The following is a 17,495-nucleotide window of genomic DNA, read 5'->3' on the forward strand; positions in this document are numbered from 1 at the left end:
GTCAGTGGTCCAGGGGCATCAGCGGTTCAGGGGCATCAGCCATCCAGCGGTAGCAGCCGTGGCGGGACCCGGTGGAAGAAGGAGAGGGGATCGAGGTACTCGGAGCCGCGCAGCACGCCCCAGTGCAGGCAGGCGGCACCCGGGCAGCCCGGGTGGCCGGCCTCGAGAAGCCCGAGCTGATCGCCACTGCCAACCGGCTGGCCTTCGTGGACGAGGGGGCGTACCGGCTCGTAGGTGGTACGCAGCGCGCCGTGGACCACCGTCACGACCCACCTGTCGCCGACCCATCCGGCGAACCCGACGACACCCGGCCGCGCTGCCCGGACACCGACACCGGGATCGGAACGAAGATCCACCCCACGGTGGCCCGGGCCGTAGGGATGCGCGGGAGCGCGGAAGATCCCGGCCACCGTGACCGGCTCCGGCAGCGGCCAACGCCACCTCTGGTCGCCGTCCGGCACGGGGGCCGGCGCCGGGGACGAGGTTGGGGCGCCGGGCGTCGGTTCAGCCGGCGCCGCGGCCGTGAGCTCGCCTGGGGAGTCGGTGACCGCCGGAGCTGCGGTGGGCTCGGAGGCGGCTGTTCGGGGGATCGCCACCGTCGTCGCGGGTGTGTCCGCCGGTGACCTTGAGGTCGTGGCGTCCGGGCTCGTCGGTGCGGCAGGGATCGCGGCCGTCACGGGCGGTGCCGGGGTTGCCGGAGCGGTCAGCACGTCCGGTGCGCCCGCGCCGAACGACCCGCGGATCGGTACCCGCCCGGGGCAGCCCAGGGCGATCATCAGCGCGAGAGCGGGGATCACGAGCCAGTGCGGGTCGAAACGCGGCGGGTGGGGCACGGCGGTTCGCCTCCGGATTCGGCAGTCGACCGCGGCGGCTGACACCGCGGCCATGAGCGACCGCTGACGGCCGACAGTGATCGGCCGGGCTGCGATCGGCGTCGGCCGGCGTCGTCGCCGCGGGCGGGGTGGGGGAGCGAGGCTCCGTGGACGGTGTGGGGGCGGCGGCCGGGCCCGGTCGGGGGTGGGCCCGGCCGCCGCCTTGCTGGCTCGCGGGGGCTCGGTTTGCCAGCAACACCAGGATGCGTGCATGCGGCGGCAAATGCAGCTACCCAACGGCAAATGTGGATAACCGAAAATGAAAGAGGGAAGACGGTGTCTTCGGGTGTCTCTTGGTGCTTATGGTCGGGTATCGCCGGCCGCCGAGAGTGGGCTCCACCATGCGGGCCGAGTGGCCGGTCCGGTCTTCCGCGGGCGAGCTGCGGCCGGCCTGTGATCGATGGGCCGCACAGCCACGGGCGTCCCGCCCACACCTTGTCCCGCCGCCCCGGACCGCTCCGCCCCGGACCGCTCCGGCCCATGCCCACCCCACCCACCCCACCCGCCTCGGCCCGGGCCTGGGCCGGCTCAGTGCCGCGTGGCATATCCGGGCCGTGCCCCACGCTGAGCTGGGCCGGGCGGGGGTCGGCGTCGCTGGTTCGGGGAGTGGGGAGTGGCCACGGCGGCCGGGTATCATCGACACGGAGTCCGTTGGTCGGTGCGTTCCCGGCTTCCTGGACGTCGCGGTGGTCCTGCGGCGCGGTTGCGCCGTGTCGCGGTCCCGCCGTGGTGTCCCTGATGCTGAGGTGTTCTCGGCGCTGTGGTGTTTCACGGTTTTCTACAGCGTCGTCGGCGCCAGGTACGTCTCCGGTGGCGGTCGGGTGGCGGTCGTTCGGTCGATCTCCCACCGCTCGCGGGCTCAGTTCGCACGCCCACTCCTGGCACTGACCGGGAGGGCCTCCTCGGTCCGTCGCCTCGCGGCGGCCACGGCCATCCGGGCGTCAGGGGCTCCGGTTTTCCGCCGGGGCCGTCACAACCGAGGCGTCCCGGCCGGCGGGCCGGGCGGGAAGGGAGCGACGGATCATGGCCGTCGTCACCATGAAGCAGCTCCTCGAGAGCGGCGTGCACTTCGGGCACCAGACCAAGCGCTGGAACCCGAAGATGAAGCGCTACATCTTCACCGAGCGCAATGGCATCTACATCATCGACCTCCAGCAGACGCTGTCGTACATCGACCGCGCCTACGACTTCGTCAAGGAGACGGTCGCCCACGGCGGCACCGTCCTCTTCATCGGGACGAAGAAGCAGGCACAGGAGGCGATCGAGGAGCAGGCCCAGCGGGTCGGCATGCCCTTCGTCAAGGAGCGTTGGCTCGGCGGGATGCTGACCAACTTCTCCACGGTCTACAAGCGGCTCCAGCGGCTCAAGGAGCTCGAGGAGATCGAGCTGACCGGCGGCACGGAGGTGCGGACCAAGAAGGAGCAGCTCGTCCTGACCCGGGAGAAGGCGAAGCTCGAGCGCACCCTCGGCGGTATCCGTGACATGGCCCGCGTGCCGAGCGCGGTGTGGGTCGTGGACACGAAGAAGGAGCACATCGCCGTCGGTGAGGCCCGCAAGCTGGGCATCCCGGTCGTGGCGATCCTCGACACCAACTGCGACCCCGACGAGGTCGACTACCCGATCCCGGGCAACGACGACGCCATCCGCAGCGCGGCGCTGCTGACCCGTGTCGTCGCCGACGCGGTGGCCGAGGGTCTGATGTCGCGGGCCGGCGCGTCGAGCAACGCCGAGGCCAAGCCGGAGCAGTCCACCGGCGAGGAGCCGCTCGCAGAGTGGGAGCAGGCCCTGCTGCGTGGGGACGCCGCGGCCGAGGCGCCTGCCGCCCCCGCCGCCCCCGCCGCCCCGGTGGCGGCCGAGGCCGCCGAGCCGACCGAGCCGACCGAGGCGGTCGCGGCTGTCGAGACGGCCACCGAGGAGCAGCCCCAGCCGGACGCGGTCGGCACCGCCGTCTGACACATCCTGGTCTCATGCGGGTTCTCCGGGGGCGTGATCACGCCCCCGGAGAACCCGTTCCAGCCCCGGTAGGGCCGTCCGTGCGACTGTCGGGGCGGGCGACCCCTGGGAGGACGGACGTCGACCGCCGCGGGCGGGCGACGAGCGGCCCCGGGGGCGCCTCTGCGCGGCGGCGTCGCGTGTGTTTCGGCGCCGAGACAGAACGCCCACCATCGCCAGCAATCGGAACTGACGAGAAGAGCACCATGGCAGACATCACAGCCGCCGACATCCGCAAGCTCCGGGAACTGACCGGCGCGGGGATGAGCGACGTCAAGAAGGCGCTCGTCGACCACGACGGTGACTTCGAGAAGGCCAAGTCCTGGCTGCGCGAGAAGGGCCTCGCGCAGGTCGCCAAGCGCGCGGGCCGCAGCACGGCGAACGGGCTGGTCGAGTCGTACCTGCACCGCACCGACCCGCAGCTCCCGCCGACGCTCGGCGTGCTCATCGAGCTGCGTTGCGAGACTGACTTCGTCGCCAAGACCGACGACTTCAAGCAGCTCGCGCGGGACCTCGCCCAGCACATCGCCGCGGCGGACCCGCTGTACGTGACCGCCGAGCAGATCCCGAACGAGGTACTCGAGCAGGAGCGGAAGATCTACGAGGCGGCCGCCCGCGAAGAGGGCAAGAACGACAAGGCCATCCCGAAGATCGTCGAGGGTCGGGTCAACGGCTACGTCAAGAGCGTCGTCCTGCTGGACCAGCCCTGGGTCAAGGACGGCAAGCTCACGATCCGCGCGCTGCTGGAGCAGGCCGGGTCCGCGCTGGGTGAGAAGATCGAAGTGGGCCGGTTCGCCCGGTTCAACATCAAGCAGGCCTGAGCGCGAGCGCACCGCGTCGGGCGACGTGACACGGCCGGGCACCCGGTGGGGGAGGACCTCCGCGGGCGTCCGGCCGGAGTCCGTGCGGCCCGGGTGCGGCGCGTGGGCGCGAGCGACGTCCGGGCTGTGGGCGCGAGCGACGTCCGTGCTCGCCGGCGGGTGACCGCGGCGGTTGAGCCCGCCACGGTTCGCGCTGGTCGACGCGCCACGCGGGGCCACGGGCAGCCGTGCCGGAGTCGTGCGGCAGACTGCTGTCAGCATGAACATCCTTGGCCGCTGATCCCGGCCGCCGGCGAAGGAGCCGCCCGTGACCGATGACGCCGACAGTGCCGTTGGAGGGGTGGATCCCGCCGCCCGCACCGAGCCCGGGCCGCGGTGGACCCGCCTCCTGTTGAAACTCTCCGGCGAGGCCTTCGCCGGTGGTGAGCCGCTCGGGATCGACCCGGTGACGCTGGCGACGATCGCGCGCCAGATCGCCCAGGTGAGCCGCTCGGGCATCGAGGTCGCCATAGTCGTGGGGGCCGGCAACATGTTCCGCGGCCAGGCGCTCGCCGAGCGGGGCATGGACCGCGCCCGCGCCGACTACATGGGCATGCTGGGCACGGTCATCAACTGCCTGGCCCTGCAGGACGTCCTGGAGCGCGAGGGGATCGTCACCCGCGTGCAGACGGCGATCGCCATGGGCCAGGTCGCCGAGCCCTACCTCCCCCTGCGCGCGATCCGGCACCTGGAGAAGGGCCGCGTGGTCATCTTCGGCGCCGGCCTCGGGGCACCGTTCTTCTCGACGGACACCACCGCCGCCCAGCGGGCACTGGAGATCAAGGCGCAGGCGGTACTCAAGGCGACGAAGGTCGACGGGGTCTACGACTCCGATCCGGCGACGAACGCCGGCGCCGTCCGGTTCGACAGCCTCACCTACAGCGAGGTCCTCGCGCGCGGCCTGAAGGTCATGGACGCGACCGCGATCAGCCTGTGCATGGACAACGACCTGCCCATTGTCGTTTTCGACCTCCTGACCGAGGGGAACATCTCCCGCGCCGTCCGGGGTGAGAAGATCGGCACGCTGGTCGGAGTCGAGACGTACGGAACGGAAGGTACGCGGTGATCGACGACACGCTCCTCGAGGCCGAGGAGAAGATGGACAAGGCCGTCTCGGTCGCCAAGGACGACTTCGCCAACATCCGCACGGGGCGGATCACGCCAGCGGTTTTCGGGAAGGTCCTGGTGGACTACTACGGCGCTCCCACGCCGGTGCAGCAGCTCGCCTCGTTCCACATCCCCGAGCCGCGCATGGTCATCATCACCCCGTACGACAAGTCGTCGCTCGGCGCGGTGGAGAAGGCCGTCCGTGACTCCGACCTCGGGGTCAACCCGAGCAACGACGGGACGATCATTCGGTGCGTCTTCCCGGAGCTGTCCGAGCAGCGCCGTCGTGACCTGGTGAAGGTGGCCCGCACCAAGGCCGAGGAGGCCCGGGTCAGCATCCGCAACATCCGCCGGCACGCGAAGGACGCGATCGACCGGATCGTCCGCGACGGCGAGGCCGGCGAGGACGAGGGACGCCGTGGGGAGAAGGACCTCGATGAGGCCACCCACCGTTACGTCAGCCAGGTCGACGAACTGCTTCGTATCAAGGAGTCGGACCTGTTGTCGGTCTGACCCTCGACCAGCGCCCGTCCGCGTGCGACGCCGTGCCCATCCGCTGTCCCGGCCCCTGCGTCCGGGTTCCCGTCCCCGTCTCCGTCCCGTCGGCAAGCTGGCGGGCGGCCGGTGGACGGCGGACCTCGCGGCGCCGTGAGCGTCTCGGCCCTGGGGGTTCCTCCCGAGGACGCCTCCGTGACTGACCGCGCGGACACCCCCGACGGGCGGGGGAGCGCCGGCGACGTGCCGGTGCACCCCCGCCCGGTCGACCTGGCCCCGGCCGACCCCGTTCCGGCCGGTCCGGCACCGGCCAACTCCGCCTCGGGCACAGCGGCGACGCCGGACGAGGCCGCGGCCCCGGAGACAGTCCCGGAGCCGCCGCGCGGCGGCCGGGCCCCGCGGAACGGCCGGCGGGTGATCCGGGCCGGGCGCGACCTGCCCGCGGCGATCGCCGTCGGGGTCGTGCTGGGCGCGGTCATCCTCGTCCCGCTGTTCACGCTGTACCCGATCTGGGTCGCGGTGGTCAGCGCCGCCGTGGCGGTCGGCACCTACGAGGTGGTCCGTGCCCTGCATGTCGCGGGGATGAGCGTGCCGCTCGTCCCGCTGGCCGCCGGGGCGATCGCGATGCCCGTGGCCGCCTACACGTCCGGTACCAACGGGCTCGTGCTCGCGCTCGCGGGCACGACCCTGGTCGCCGTCGCCGTCCGCGCGGTGCGCGACCCGGCCGGCGGCGGGCGTCAGTCGCGGCTGCGGGACGCCGCGGCCTGCGCGTTCACCTCCGCGTACGTCGGCTTTCCGGCTGGGTTCGCCACGCTGCTCACCTCCGCCCCGGACGGCCACTGGCGCACCATCGCGTTCCTCGGAACCGTCGTGGCCAGCGACATCGGCGGCTACACCGCGGGTGTGCTGTCGGGCGGGCGGCACAAGCTCGCGCCCAGCGTGTCGCCCGGGAAGTCCTGGGAGGGGTTCGCGGGATCGGTGGTGGGCTGCGTCGTCGTCGCCAGCGTGCTGATGGCGTGGCCGCTGGGCGCCGAGATCTGGCAGGGCGCGCTGCTCGGCGCCGCCGTCGCCTGCACGGCGACCGTGGGCGACCTCGGTGAGTCGCTGCTCAAGCGGGACATCGGCATCAAGGACATGGGCAACCTGCTGCCCGGCCACGGCGGCCTCATGGACCGGCTGGACTCGCTGCTGTGTACCGCGCCTGTTGCCTGGCTGCTCATCACCGCGTTTCTCGGCTGACCGATCACCGATTCGTCGCGTGCCCGGGGCTCCTGGCAGACTGGACTGGCCATGACAGCCACGACCGCCGAATCCGGAAACCTCCTGCCACTGGTGTCAGGGCGGTCCAGGCCGCCGCGCCACCTCGCGGACCTCTCCCGGGACGAGCGGCGGGCCGTGGCCACGTCACTGGGCCTGCCGGCGTTCCGCGCCGACCAGCTGGCCCGCCACTACTTCACCCACCACCTGCGTGCCGACGACGCAGACCTGATGACGGACCTGCCCGCCTCGATCCGCCCCGCGCTCGTCGAGGCGATGCTGCCGAGGCTGCTCACGCCGGCCACCGCCCTCGACTGCGACGGTGGCCAGACCCGCAAGACCGTCTGGCGTACCGTCGACGGCGCCAAGATCGAGTCGGTGCTGATGCGCTACCCGCAGCGGGCGACGGTCTGTGTCTCGAGCCAGGCGGGCTGCGGCATGGGATGCCCGTTCTGCGCGACGGGCCAGGGCGGGCTGACCCGCAACCTCTCGACCGCCGAGATCGTCGAACAGGTGGTGGACGCGGCTCGAACGATGGCGGCCCGGACGACGGCCGAGGGTGGCCTGCCCGGTGGTCCCGGCAGGCTGTCGAACGTGGTGTTCATGGGCATGGGGGAGCCGCTGGCGAACTACGCTGCCCTCCTCGCCGCCCTGCACCGCCTCATCGACCCGGCGCCCGACGGGCTGGGCCTCTCCGCCCGCGGGCTCACGGTCAGCACGGTGGGCCTGGTCCCGGCGATCCGTCGCCTCGCCGGTGAGGGGCTGCCGGTGACCCTCGCCGTGTCCCTGCACGCCCCGGATGACGAGCTGCGCGACAAGCTCGTCCCGATCAACACCCGATGGCCGGTGGCCGAGGTGCTCGCCGCCGCGTGGGAGTACGCCCGGGTGACGGGGCGGCGCGTGAGCATCGAGTACGCCCTGATCGACGGCGTCAACGACTCGCCCGAGCGCGCGGACGCGCTGGCCGCCCTGCTGGTCGGCCAGCTCGCGCACGTGAACCTCATCCCGCTCAACCCGACGGGCGGCTCGTCCTGGCAGGCGAGCGCCCCGCGCGGCCAGCGTGTCTTCGTGGAGCGCCTGCGGGCCCGCGGGGTGGCGGCCACCGTCCGGGACACCCGGGGCCGGGAGATCGCCGCGGCCTGCGGGCAACTCGCCGCGGAGCCCCCCGCGCGCTCGAGGGCGGGTCGGTAGTCGTGGCCACCGGGAACTCCGCCGGTCGTCGGCGTAGCCACGGCCGGGCCGGGGCCGGCTCCGCGCGGTCGGGGGTCGCCCGGCAGGGGCTGGCCCGGTCGAGCGCGCTGCGGCACGGGTCGCGTCCGGCGAACACGCTGTGGCTGCCGCTCACCGCGGCGGCGGGGGTGCTCCTGCTCCTGGTCTGGTACGCGATGTCGCAGGATCCCGGGGAGGCGACCGGTTCCTCGTCCCCGGTCGCCTCCGCGCTGGGCGGAGCGGGCGGTGCCTCCAGCGGGCCCGCCGCCGTGGCGGCACCGACCGTCCCGCCGCCACCGCGCAGCGGCTGCGAGACCGGCAGCAGCCTGCCGGCGGGCGTCACCACCGAGACCATCCACGTCGGCGACGTCGACCGGCAGTTCCTGCTGGCCGTCCCGCAGGGCGGCGGGGCGGGTACCGCACTGCCGCTGGTGCTGAACCTGCACGGTTACGGGCAGCCCGCACAGGAGCTCGAGCAGTACACCCAGATGGCGGACAGCGGCACCCGGGCCGGCTACGCCGTCGTCACCCCGGTCGGGGCGTCGAACCGGTGGAACTTCACCCGCTCGGCCAAGGTGGGCCCGGATGACGTTCTCTTCGTCGGCGCGCTGCTCAACGACCTGACCGGCCGGATGTGCCTGGACCCGAAGCGGGTGTTCGCCAGCGGCTTCTCCGACGGCGCCGACATGGTCCTCGCGCTGGCCTGCGCGCTGCCCGAGCGTTTCGCGGCGGCGGTCACGGTCGCGTCGAGCCGCTTGCCGGACGCCTGCGCCGCGCCACGGGCCAGCCTGCTCGAGCTGCACGGCACCGACGATCGGATCGCGCCGTTCAACGGCGGGGGCCAGGCCCGCACCGCCCCCTACGACGGGCTCGTCGCCCAACCGGTGGAGGCCCGCACCGACAGGTACGCGCGCGCCCTCGGCTGCGGCGGCGAGCACTCGACGGCGCAGGACTTCACCCACGTCGCGCGGACGACCTGGACGACCTGCCCGGCCGGCAAGGACGTCGCCGCCCTGGCGATGCAGGGCGGCGGGCACACCTGGCCGGGCGCGGCACCACGGCCCGAGCTGGGTGGCACGGTGACGAACCTGAGCGCGACCGTGGTGGCGCTGGCCTTCTTCAGCGGCCACCCGGCCGACGGCCGGACGGTGACCGGCGGCGGCTCGGGAGGCGGCGCGCCCGCGACGGGCGGCGCGGCCACGGGCGGCGCCACCGCGCCGACCCAGCCGCCGGCGGGGGCACCCGCGACCACCCCGCCCGCCTCGGCGGCGCCCGGGGACCAGCCCGAGCCCACGCCGACCGGGGCGAGCGACGATCCCGCCCCGGCGCCGTCGGCGCCGCCCGGCCCGTCCGCGAGCGCGACGCCGACCGGTGAGGCGCCCGCGGGCGCCGGGTAGGGGCACAGACGGGCACGTCGCGCCCGGTGAGGTGTCCGCGGGCGGCGGGCAGGAGAACGAAGACGCTGGTCACGCCCGGTGAGACATCCGCCGCCGGGGGGTACGGACAGGGGCGGGCAGGTCACGCCCGGATGCTCCGGGTGTTGACCAGTCGTAGGCGCGGCTACACCCATTGCGCACCTTCGGGCCTCACCTGTCATGAACCGAACAGGCCTCGGTCGAAGCGTCGAAGGGCCTGCGAGAATAGGCAGCGTGGCGGAGGCTTCGGTCCAGCGTGAGGTTGTTCTGCTCGGGTCCACCGGCTCGATCGGGACTCAGGCGATAGATGTCGTACGCCGCAATCCGGACAGGTTCCGGGTGGTGGCGCTGATGGGAGGCGGGTCGCGGGTCGACCTGCTCGCGGCGCAGGCGCTCGACCTGGGGGTCGAGGCGGTCGGTGTGGCCGCGGCCTCGTCGGCGCAGGACCTTCAGCTCGCGTTCTTCGCGGAGGCGTCCAAGCGCGGCTACCGCCGTGGCGAGTTCGCCGTCCCGAAGATCCTCGCCGGGCCCGATGCGGCCAGCGAGATCGCGTCCTGGCCGGCGGACATCGTCCTCAACGGGGTGTCCGGCTCGGTCGGGCTCGCGCCGACGCTGGCGGCCCTCAAGGCCGGCGCGACGGTCGCGCTGGCGAACAAGGAGTCGCTGGTCGCGGGCGGCCCGCTGGTGCTCGACGCGCTCGGCGGCAACCCGGACCGGCTCGTCCCGGTGGATTCCGAGCACTCGGCGCTCGCGCAGTGCCTGCGTGGGGGTCGGCGTGAGGAAGTCCACAAGCTGGTGCTGACCGCCAGCGGCGGGCCCTTCCGTGGCCGGAGCAGGGACGACCTGGCCGGGGTCACCCGGGAGCAGGCGCTGGCCCATCCGACCTGGGCGATGGGGCCGCTGGTCACGATCAACTCGGCGACGCTGATGAACAAGGGCCTCGAGCTGATCGAGGCCCACCTGTTCTTCGGTGTGCCGTATGACGACATCGAGGTCGTCGTCCACCCGCAGTCGCTGGTCCACTCGATGGTCGAGTTCAACGACGGGTCGACCATCGCCCAGGTGTCGCCGCCGGACATGCGGCTCCCGATCGCGCTGGCCCTGGGCTGGCCGGACCGGGTGCCGCTGGCCCAGCCGCCGATGGACTGGACGCGCGCCCAGTCGCTGACCTTCGAGCCCCTGGACACCGTCGCGTTCCCCGCGGTGGACCTCGCCCGGACGGCGGGCCGCCTCGGCGGGACCGCGCCGGCCGTGTTCAACGCGGCGAACGAGGAGGCCGTCGCGGCCTTCCTCGCCGGGCAGCTGCCCTTCGTCCGTATCGTCGACCTGGTGGCCGAGGTGGTGCAGGCACACGAGGTGATCGCCCGTCCGACGCTGGACGAGGTGTTCGCCGTCGAGCGTGAGGCCCGCGCCGCCGCGAACCGCCTGATCGAGCGGGCCGGCGGGCATCCCGTGGCGGCCGGAGGACATGGTTGATGGCAACTCTGGGCATCGTCGCCTTCGTCCTCGCCCTGTTCGTCTCCGTCGTCCTGCACGAGGCGGGGCACTTCGTCACCGCCCGCTACTTCGGGATGAAGGCGTCCCGTTTCTTCGTCGGCTTCGGCCCCACCCTGTGGTCGAAGCAGCGCGGGGAGACCGAGTACGGCATCAAGGCCATCCCCGCCGGCGGGTTCGTCAAGATCGAGGGGATGACCTCCCTCGAGGAGATCGACCCGGCGGACGAGCCCCGTGCCTTCTACAAGGCGCGGGCGCACGCCCGGCTGGTGGTGATGTCGGCGGGGTCGTTCGTGCACTTCGTCATCGCGATCGTGCTCATCTACGGGGTGCTGGTCACCATCGGCACCACCCAGACGAGCCAGACGAAGATCGGGCACACGAGCTGCGTGGCGACGACGTCCGCCTGCACCGGCCCGGGGCCGGCGGCGGCAGCCGGGCTGCAGGTCGGCGACCGGGTGGTCAGCTTCGACGGCGTGGCCGTCACCACCTGGGAGAAGTTCACCCGGCTCGTGCGCGATCACGGGCCGGGCCCGGCGGTGCTCGTGGTGTCCCGCGACGGCGCGGACGTCACGCTGCGGCCGGACCTCGTCGAGGTGCTGCGTGACCGCGAGACCGGCCTCGCGGGCAAGGACCCGGTCGGCGCCCTGGGAGTGAAACCAGGCCGGGAGACCGTCGACTACGGCCCGCTCTCGGCGGTTCCCGAGACCTTCAAGGTCATCGGCTCCGGGTTCACCGGGATGTACGAGACGTTCACCGAACGGATCGACGACATTGGCCGCATCTTCGGTGACAACCGCGACGAGAGCGGTTTCATCAGTGTGGTCGGCGCGGCCCGCCTCGGCGGTGAGGTGGCCGCCGCGGACGACGGCTGGACCGACCGGATCCGCGGTTTCCTGATCCTCGTCGCCGCGATCAACCTCGCCATCGGGATCTTCAACCTGCTGCCGCTGCTCCCGCTCGACGGCGGGCACATCGCGGTGCTCGGCTTCGAGCAGGCCCGACACGGCCTGCGTCGGCTGCGTGGCTACCGAGGCCCGGTGCAGCCGGTGGACTTCGCCAAGCTGTTACCAGCCACGTACGCCACGGTCGTCGTTCTCGTCGGGTTCAGTCTGATCATTCTGTCCGCCGACATCGTCAACCCCATCCGCATCAATCAGTAGCTGCCGTGTACCCGCGGTGGCGCGCGGTGGTGGTCTGCGGACGTCCCGGTCGCCGGTAGCTCCGGTGCGGGCGTCGCGTCTGGCCGTCGTGAGTGCGCCGCCCCGCACGACACCGACTGACCCGGACGATCCCGTCCGTGACGGGCCTGGCCGGGTCGCCATCTGACGATCAAGCATCCGACACGCCAGTGAGGACATCGTGACCGTAACTCTGGGCATGCCCGCCGCTCCGCCTCGTCCGGTCGGAACGCGGCGGCTCAGCCGGCAGATCCACGTGGGCAACGTCCCGGTCGGAGGTGACGCCCCGGTCTCCATCCAGTCGATGTGCACCACGCTGACCTCGGACGTCAACGCGACCCTTCAGCAGATCGCCCAGCTCACCGCCGCCGGCTGTCAGATCGTGCGGGTGGCGGTGCCCAGCCAGGACGACGCCGACGCGCTCGCGGCGATCGCCCGTAAGTCGCCGATCCCGGTGATCGCGGACATCCACTTCCAGCCGAAGTACGTGTTCGCCGCGATCGACGCGGGCTGCGCCGCGGTGCGGGTGAACCCGGGCAACATCAAGCAGTTCGACGACAAGGTCGGCGAGATCGCCCGCGCCGCCAAGGCGGCCGGCACCCCGATTCGGATCGGGGTCAACGCCGGGTCGCTCGACAAGCGCCTGCTGGAGAAGTACGGGAAGGCCACTCCGGAGGCGCTGGTCGAGTCGGCGCTGTGGGAGGCCTCGCTGTTCGAGGAGCACGACTTCCGGGACATCAAGATCTCGGTGAAGCACAACGACCCCGTGATCATGATTCAGGCCTACCGGCTGCTGGCCCAGGCCTGTGACTACCCGCTGCACCTCGGTGTCACCGAGGCGGGCCCGGCGTTCCAGGGCACCGTGAAGTCCGCGGTGGCCTTCGGCGCGCTGCTGTCCGAGGGCATCGGCGACACGATCCGGGTCTCGCTGTCGGCGCCGCCGATCGAGGAGGTCAAGGTCGCCTCGGCGATCCTGGAGTCGCTCGGGCTGCGCGAGCGCAAGCTGGAGATCGTCTCCTGCCCGTCCTGCGGCCGCGCCCAGGTGGACGTCTACACCCTGGCCAACGAGGTCAGCGCCGGCCTGGAGGGCATGGAGGTGCCGCTGCGGGTGGCCGTCATGGGCTGTGTCGTCAACGGCCCCGGTGAGGCCCGTGAGGCGGACCTCGGTGTTGCCTCCGGCAACGGCAAGGGGCAGATCTTCGTGCGCGGAAAGGTCATCAAGACGGTGCCTGAGGCGCAGATCGTGGAAACTCTCATCGAGGAGGCCATGCGGCTGGCCGAGGAGATGGAGGCCAGCGGCGCGGCCTCCGGCTCGCCGTCGGTGTCCGTGGCCTAGTACCTGGAAGGGCTGGATGGGTCTGCCGCTTCGCTCCGCTCCGACCCGGTTGCTTGACGATCGGGATCTGCCCGCGGTCACCCAGCTGCTGGGCCGCAACCCGGTAGCCGATGTCTTCGTCGCGTCGCGGGTGGCGGCGTGCGGTCTGGACCCCTGGCGCCTGGGCGCCGAGGTGTGGGGCCACACGGTCGACGGGACCCTGACCGCCCTGTGCTATTCAGGCGCCAACCTGTGGCCCGTGGCGGCGGGCCCGGCCTCGGCGAAGCTTTTCGCCGAGCGGGCCCGCCGGCAGGGCCGCCGCTGCTCGTCGATCGTGGGCGTCGGCTCGGCCGTCACCGCCATGTGGCGGCACCTGGAGCCGGTGTGGGGCCCGGCCCGGGAGATCCGCGCCGACCAGCCGTTACTCGCGATCCAGGCCCCGCCGCGCATCGCGCCGGACCCGGCGGTCCGCCAGGTCCGGCCGGACGAGCTGGACGTGCTGCTCCCCGCCTGCATCGCCATGTTCACCGAGGAGATCGGCGTCTCCCCGGTCGGCGCGGACGGTGGCGCGCTCTACCGTTCGCGCGTCGCCGAGTTCGTCGGCCAGCGCCGCTCGTTCGCCCACATCGAGGACGGCCGGGTGCTGTTCAAGGCCGAGATCGGCGCGGTCGCCGGTGACGTCTGCCAGATCCAGGGCGTCTGGGTCGATCCGGCCCTGCGTGGCCGTGGCCTCGGCGCCGCCGGGACGGCCAGCGTCGTGGCGCTCGCCCAGGCGACGTTCGCCCCGGTGGTCAGCCTGTACGTGAACGACTTCAACCACCCCGCCCGGCGCGCCTACGAGCGCGTGGGGTTCGAGCAGGTGGGGACCTTCGCCTCGATCCTGTTCTGACCAGAGCGCGCTGATGGCCGACGTGCACTGAGCGGCCACGTTCCGTGCATCTTTCCGCCCGGTTTCGTCCGGCGCCCGCCAGCTGCGAGCGCCCTACGCGACCGGGCGTTCACGCGTGGTGGGAAATCGTGTCATCCGTGTGAATTCCGGTGACGGGAAGACCCTTGGTCTGGCATCCTTGCTTTCCCGATGTGTCCAATCGACTTGATGCGCTCGATCGACTTTGTGCAAGGCGCCGTGCGTGTGGGAAAGGGAACGTGATGAGGCCCAAGAGGCTGTGGCAGCGGTTCGTGCCACTGGTTGCTGCCGGTGCGTTGGCGCTGGCGGTCACCGCCTGCTCGGGCGACGACGGGGGAACGGAGTCCGTGTCGTCGTCCGGGGAGGTGACCGGAACCCTGCGGCTGGGGTACTTCCCGAACCTCACGCACGCCCCGGCGCTCGTCGGCGTGGAGCAGGGCATCTTCGCCAAGGGACTCGGCTCCGGCGTGAAGCTGCAGCCGTCGACCTTCAACTCGGGCACGCAGGAGGCGGAGGCGATCCTCTCCGGCGCGCTCGACGCCGGCTTCATCGGCCCGAACCCCGCGGTGAACACGTTCATCAAGTCCAAGGGTGAGGCCATCCGGATCGTCTCCGGTGTCACCTCCGGCGGGGCGGCCCTGGTCGTCAAGCCCGAGATCACCTCGGTCGAGCAGCTGCGCGGCAAGACGCTGGCGACCCCGAGCCTGGGTAACACGCAGGACGTCGCGCTGCGGTACTACCTGAAGAAGAACGGGCTCGTGACGGACACCAAGGGCGGCGGCGACGTCTCCATCCGTCCGCAGGAGAACTCGGTCACGGTCGACGCCTTCAAGTCCGGCGCCATCGACGGCGCCTGGGTTCCTGAGCCGATCGCCTCCCGGCTGGTCGCCGAGGGCGGCAAGGTGCTCGTCAACGAGGCCGACGAGTGGGCCGACACCGACGGGAAGTTCGTCACCACCCTCCTGATCGTCCGCACGGAGTACCTGGAGAAGAACCCCGAGATCGTCCGCCGGCTCATCGCCGCCAACATCACGGCGATCGATCAGCTCAACGCCGACCCGGCCGCCGGGCAGGCCGCCGCGAACGAGGCGCTGGACAAGCTCACCGGCAAGCCGCTTGCCGACGGCGTCGTCGCCTCGGCCTGGAAGACGCTGACCTTCGGCCCGGACCCGATCGCCAAGTCGCTGTTCCTCTCGGCGGCGCATCAGGAGGAGCTCGGGCTCATCGAGGACCCCAAGCTCGACGGCATCTTCGACCTGAAGATCCTCAACGAGCTGCTGGCGGACGCCGGCGACCCCGCGGTCTCGGACAAGTAGGTCCCTACGCAGGTAGGCCTCGGCACAACTGAACCTCTGCACAACTGAACGACCGATCGACCGCGGCTCGGTGGGCGCCTCGCGTCCGCCGGGCCGCGATCCGGGTTCTGTCCCAGCCCGGCGATGCCGCGACCGAGGCTGCGCGGCCGGTGCCACACCGGCCGCGCAGCTCGTTCCGCGTCCAGATCACGACACATACCCCGAGGGGAGCAAGCTGTGACCGCGCTCGCGACGGACACGGCGCTGCGGATCGACGGCGTCAGCCGGGTCTTCGGTGCCGGCGCCGGTCAGGTCCACGCCCTCGACGGCATCCACCTGGATGTCCGTCCCGGCGAGTTCGTCTGTCTGCTGGGGGCGTCGGGCTGCGGCAAATCGACCCTGCTCAGCCTGGTCGCCGGGCTCGACCGGCCGACCGTGGGCACCGTCGACACCGGTGGCCGCCGGGTCGGGATGATGTTCCAGGACTCGGCCCTGCTGCCCTGGCTCACGGCCGGCGGCAACGTCGAGGTGCCGCTGAAGCTGCGCCGGGTGCCGAAGGCGACGCGCCGGGCCCGGGTCGACGAGCTGCTCGGCATGGTCCGCCTGGCCGGCCAGGGCGACCGCCGTCCGCACGAGCTCTCCGGCGGCATGCGCCAGCGGGTCAGCCTCGCCCGGGCGTTCGCCCAGGAGGCGGACATCCTCTGCATGGACGAGCCGTTCGGTGCCCTCGACGCGATGACCCGCGACCTGCTCCACGACGAGCTGGAGCGGATCTGGCGCGAGACCGGGGTCACCGTCCTGTTCGTCACCCACGACGTCCGGGAGGCCGTGCGCCTCGGTGACCGGATCGTCCTGCTCTCCTCCCGGCCCGGGCGGGTTGCGGAGATCTTCGACGTCGCCATGGATCGCCCCCGCCGCATCGACGAACACCAGGTATCCGAGCTCGCCTCCGTCGTGACGGCGCGGCTGCGGCAGGAGGTCGCCCGCCATGGCCACTGACACCGACACGGTCACCGACCGCTCCCTGGAAGCCGGCAGCGGGACCGACGTCCGGGGCGCCGGCCCCGGACCCGGCGGCTCCGCCACCGGCGGCCCCGCCACCCTGGCGCAGCGGACGTCCGACGAGGCACTCGCCGGCCTGGACGCCCTCGACCTCCCCGTCTCGTCCAGGCGGCCGACCGTGGGCCGGATCTGGTCCGCGACCTGGCCGAAGATCGCCGCGCTCGCGCTGTTCCTGCTCGTCTGGCAGATCGTCGTCTGGTCGGGGTGGAAGCCCACCTACGTGCTGCCCGGCCCCGGCGACACGCTGCCGGAGTTCTTCGACCAGCTCGGCACCGCCGAGTTCTGGGACGCGTTCGGCCGCACGCTGACCCGCGCCGGCGAGGGCTACGCGGTGGCGGTCGTGCTCGGTGGCGTCGTCGGCCTGGTGGTCGCCCGGTTCGGCCTGCTGCGCGCGGCGGTGGGGTCGTTCATCACCGCGTTGCAGACCATGCCGTCGGTGGTCTGGGTCCCGCTCGCGATCCTGCTGTTCAAGCTCAACGAGTCCGCGATCATGTTCGTCGTGGTCCTGGGCGCCGCCCCGTCCGTGGCGAACGGCGTCATCTACGGCGTCGACTACGTCCCGCCGCTGCTCGTGCGGGTCGGGCGCAGTATGGGGGCGCGCGGGTTCTCGCTGTACCGCCACGTCGTGGCGCCGGCGGCGTTCCCCTCGGTGCTCGCCGGGCTCAAGCAGGGCTGGGCGTTCGCCTGGCGCAGCCTGATGGCCGGCGAGCTGATCGTCATCGTGCCGGGCCACCCCTCGATCGGCGCCGACCTGCAGAACGCCCGGGACCTGTCGGACACCGTCGGCGTGCTGGTGTCGATGCTGACGATCTTCGCGATCGGCGTAGCCGTCGACGCGGTCTTCAACATCCTCGACCGGCGGATGCGTGAGCGCCGCGGCCTGCTCTCCGAGGGCTCGAACGCGGTGAGGGCGGCCCGTGGTCCCCGGAACGGTCGTCCGAAGGAGGATCCGACCGGTCCTACCGGGCCGGTCGGACCGCTCTCCGGCGCGGACACGTCAGCGGTCTGACCTTCGTCCGGCCCTCGCCCGATGT

The 17,495-nt window shown here is 72.3% G+C and carries 15 protein-coding genes; 14 read left to right on the top strand and 1 reads right to left on the bottom strand.

What is annotated here, in order from left to right:
- Window positions 1–35: 35 nt before the first annotated feature.
- On the bottom strand, window positions 36–833 hold the full coding sequence (locus MXD62_RS07990) for a M23 family metallopeptidase (RefSeq protein WP_248828769.1): 798 nt from the start codon (window positions 831–833) through the stop codon (window positions 36–38).
- Between the two features lie 1,062 nt (window positions 834–1,895).
- Here MXD62_RS07990 and rpsB point away from each other — a divergent pair.
- From rpsB to MXD62_RS08060, 14 genes are all read left to right on the top strand, one after another.
- Window positions 1,896–2,825, top strand: coding sequence for a 30S ribosomal protein S2 (gene rpsB, locus MXD62_RS07995; RefSeq protein WP_248828770.1), 930 nt, complete (start codon window positions 1,896–1,898; stop codon window positions 2,823–2,825).
- Window positions 2,826–3,070: 245 nt separating this feature from the next.
- On the top strand, window positions 3,071–3,685 hold the full coding sequence (locus MXD62_RS08000; protein WP_041253727.1) for a translation elongation factor Ts: 615 nt from the start codon (window positions 3,071–3,073) through the stop codon (window positions 3,683–3,685).
- Between the two features lie 307 nt (window positions 3,686–3,992).
- Window positions 3,993–4,790: a UMP kinase gene (gene pyrH, locus MXD62_RS08005; RefSeq protein WP_020458793.1), complete on the top strand. Its 798-nt coding sequence runs from the start codon at window positions 3,993–3,995 to the stop codon at window positions 4,788–4,790.
- Window positions 4,787–5,344, top strand: a complete 558-nt coding sequence (gene frr / locus MXD62_RS08010) for a ribosome recycling factor (protein WP_020458794.1) — start codon at window positions 4,787–4,789, stop codon at window positions 5,342–5,344. The genes pyrH and frr overlap by 4 nt, the downstream gene beginning before the upstream one ends.
- 177 nt (window positions 5,345–5,521) lie before the next feature.
- Complete coding sequence (locus MXD62_RS08015; protein ID WP_248828771.1) at window positions 5,522–6,565, top strand: phosphatidate cytidylyltransferase; 1,044 nt, start codon at window positions 5,522–5,524, stop codon at window positions 6,563–6,565.
- 51 nt (window positions 6,566–6,616) lie between these two features.
- Window positions 6,617–7,774 carry a 23S rRNA (adenine(2503)-C(2))-methyltransferase RlmN gene (gene rlmN, locus MXD62_RS08020; protein WP_248828772.1) on the top strand — a complete coding sequence of 386 codons (1,158 nt, stop codon included), beginning with the start codon at window positions 6,617–6,619 and terminating at the stop codon, window positions 7,772–7,774.
- 2 nt (window positions 7,775–7,776) lie between these two features.
- Window positions 7,777–9,189 carry a PHB depolymerase family esterase gene (locus tag MXD62_RS08025; protein ID WP_248828773.1) on the top strand — a complete coding sequence of 471 codons (1,413 nt, stop codon included), beginning with the start codon at window positions 7,777–7,779 and terminating at the stop codon, window positions 9,187–9,189.
- A gap of 198 nt (window positions 9,190–9,387) precedes the next feature.
- On the top strand, window positions 9,388–10,683 hold the full coding sequence (gene dxr / locus MXD62_RS08030) for a 1-deoxy-D-xylulose-5-phosphate reductoisomerase (RefSeq protein ID WP_248828774.1): 1,296 nt from the start codon (window positions 9,388–9,390) through the stop codon (window positions 10,681–10,683).
- The gene (locus MXD62_RS08035) at window positions 10,683–11,864 is read left to right on the top strand and encodes a site-2 protease family protein (protein ID WP_248828775.1); all 1,182 of its coding nucleotides are present in this window, start codon (window positions 10,683–10,685) and stop codon (window positions 11,862–11,864) included. Before dxr ends, MXD62_RS08035 begins: the two co-directional genes overlap by 1 nt.
- Window positions 11,865–12,063: 199 nt before the next feature.
- Window positions 12,064–13,218: a flavodoxin-dependent (E)-4-hydroxy-3-methylbut-2-enyl-diphosphate synthase gene (ispG, locus tag MXD62_RS08040; protein WP_248828776.1), complete on the top strand. Its 1,155-nt coding sequence runs from the start codon at window positions 12,064–12,066 to the stop codon at window positions 13,216–13,218.
- A gap of 16 nt (window positions 13,219–13,234) precedes the next feature.
- Window positions 13,235–14,086 carry a GNAT family N-acetyltransferase gene (locus MXD62_RS08045; RefSeq protein ID WP_112105091.1) on the top strand — a complete coding sequence of 284 codons (852 nt, stop codon included), beginning with the start codon at window positions 13,235–13,237 and terminating at the stop codon, window positions 14,084–14,086.
- A 260-nt stretch (window positions 14,087–14,346) separates the two neighbouring features.
- Entirely contained in the window at window positions 14,347–15,420 is a 1,074-nt protein-coding gene (locus tag MXD62_RS08050) for an ABC transporter substrate-binding protein (protein ID WP_248828777.1), read from the top strand.
- Window positions 15,421–15,636: 216 nt separating this feature from the next.
- A complete protein-coding gene (locus tag MXD62_RS08055; protein ID WP_071060575.1) occupies window positions 15,637–16,398 on the top strand; it encodes an ABC transporter ATP-binding protein in 762 nt (253 codons plus the stop codon).
- Entirely contained in the window at window positions 16,388–17,470 is a 1,083-nt protein-coding gene (locus MXD62_RS08060; RefSeq protein WP_248828778.1) for an ABC transporter permease, read from the top strand. Before MXD62_RS08055 ends, MXD62_RS08060 begins: the two co-directional genes overlap by 11 nt.
- The last annotated feature ends 25 nt before the right edge of the window (window positions 17,471–17,495 follow it).

Origin of the sequence: Frankia sp. Mgl5 (assembly GCF_023242985.1) — a bacterium.
GTDB classification, from domain to species: domain Bacteria; phylum Actinomycetota; class Actinomycetes; order Frankiales; family Frankiaceae; genus Parafrankia; species Parafrankia soli.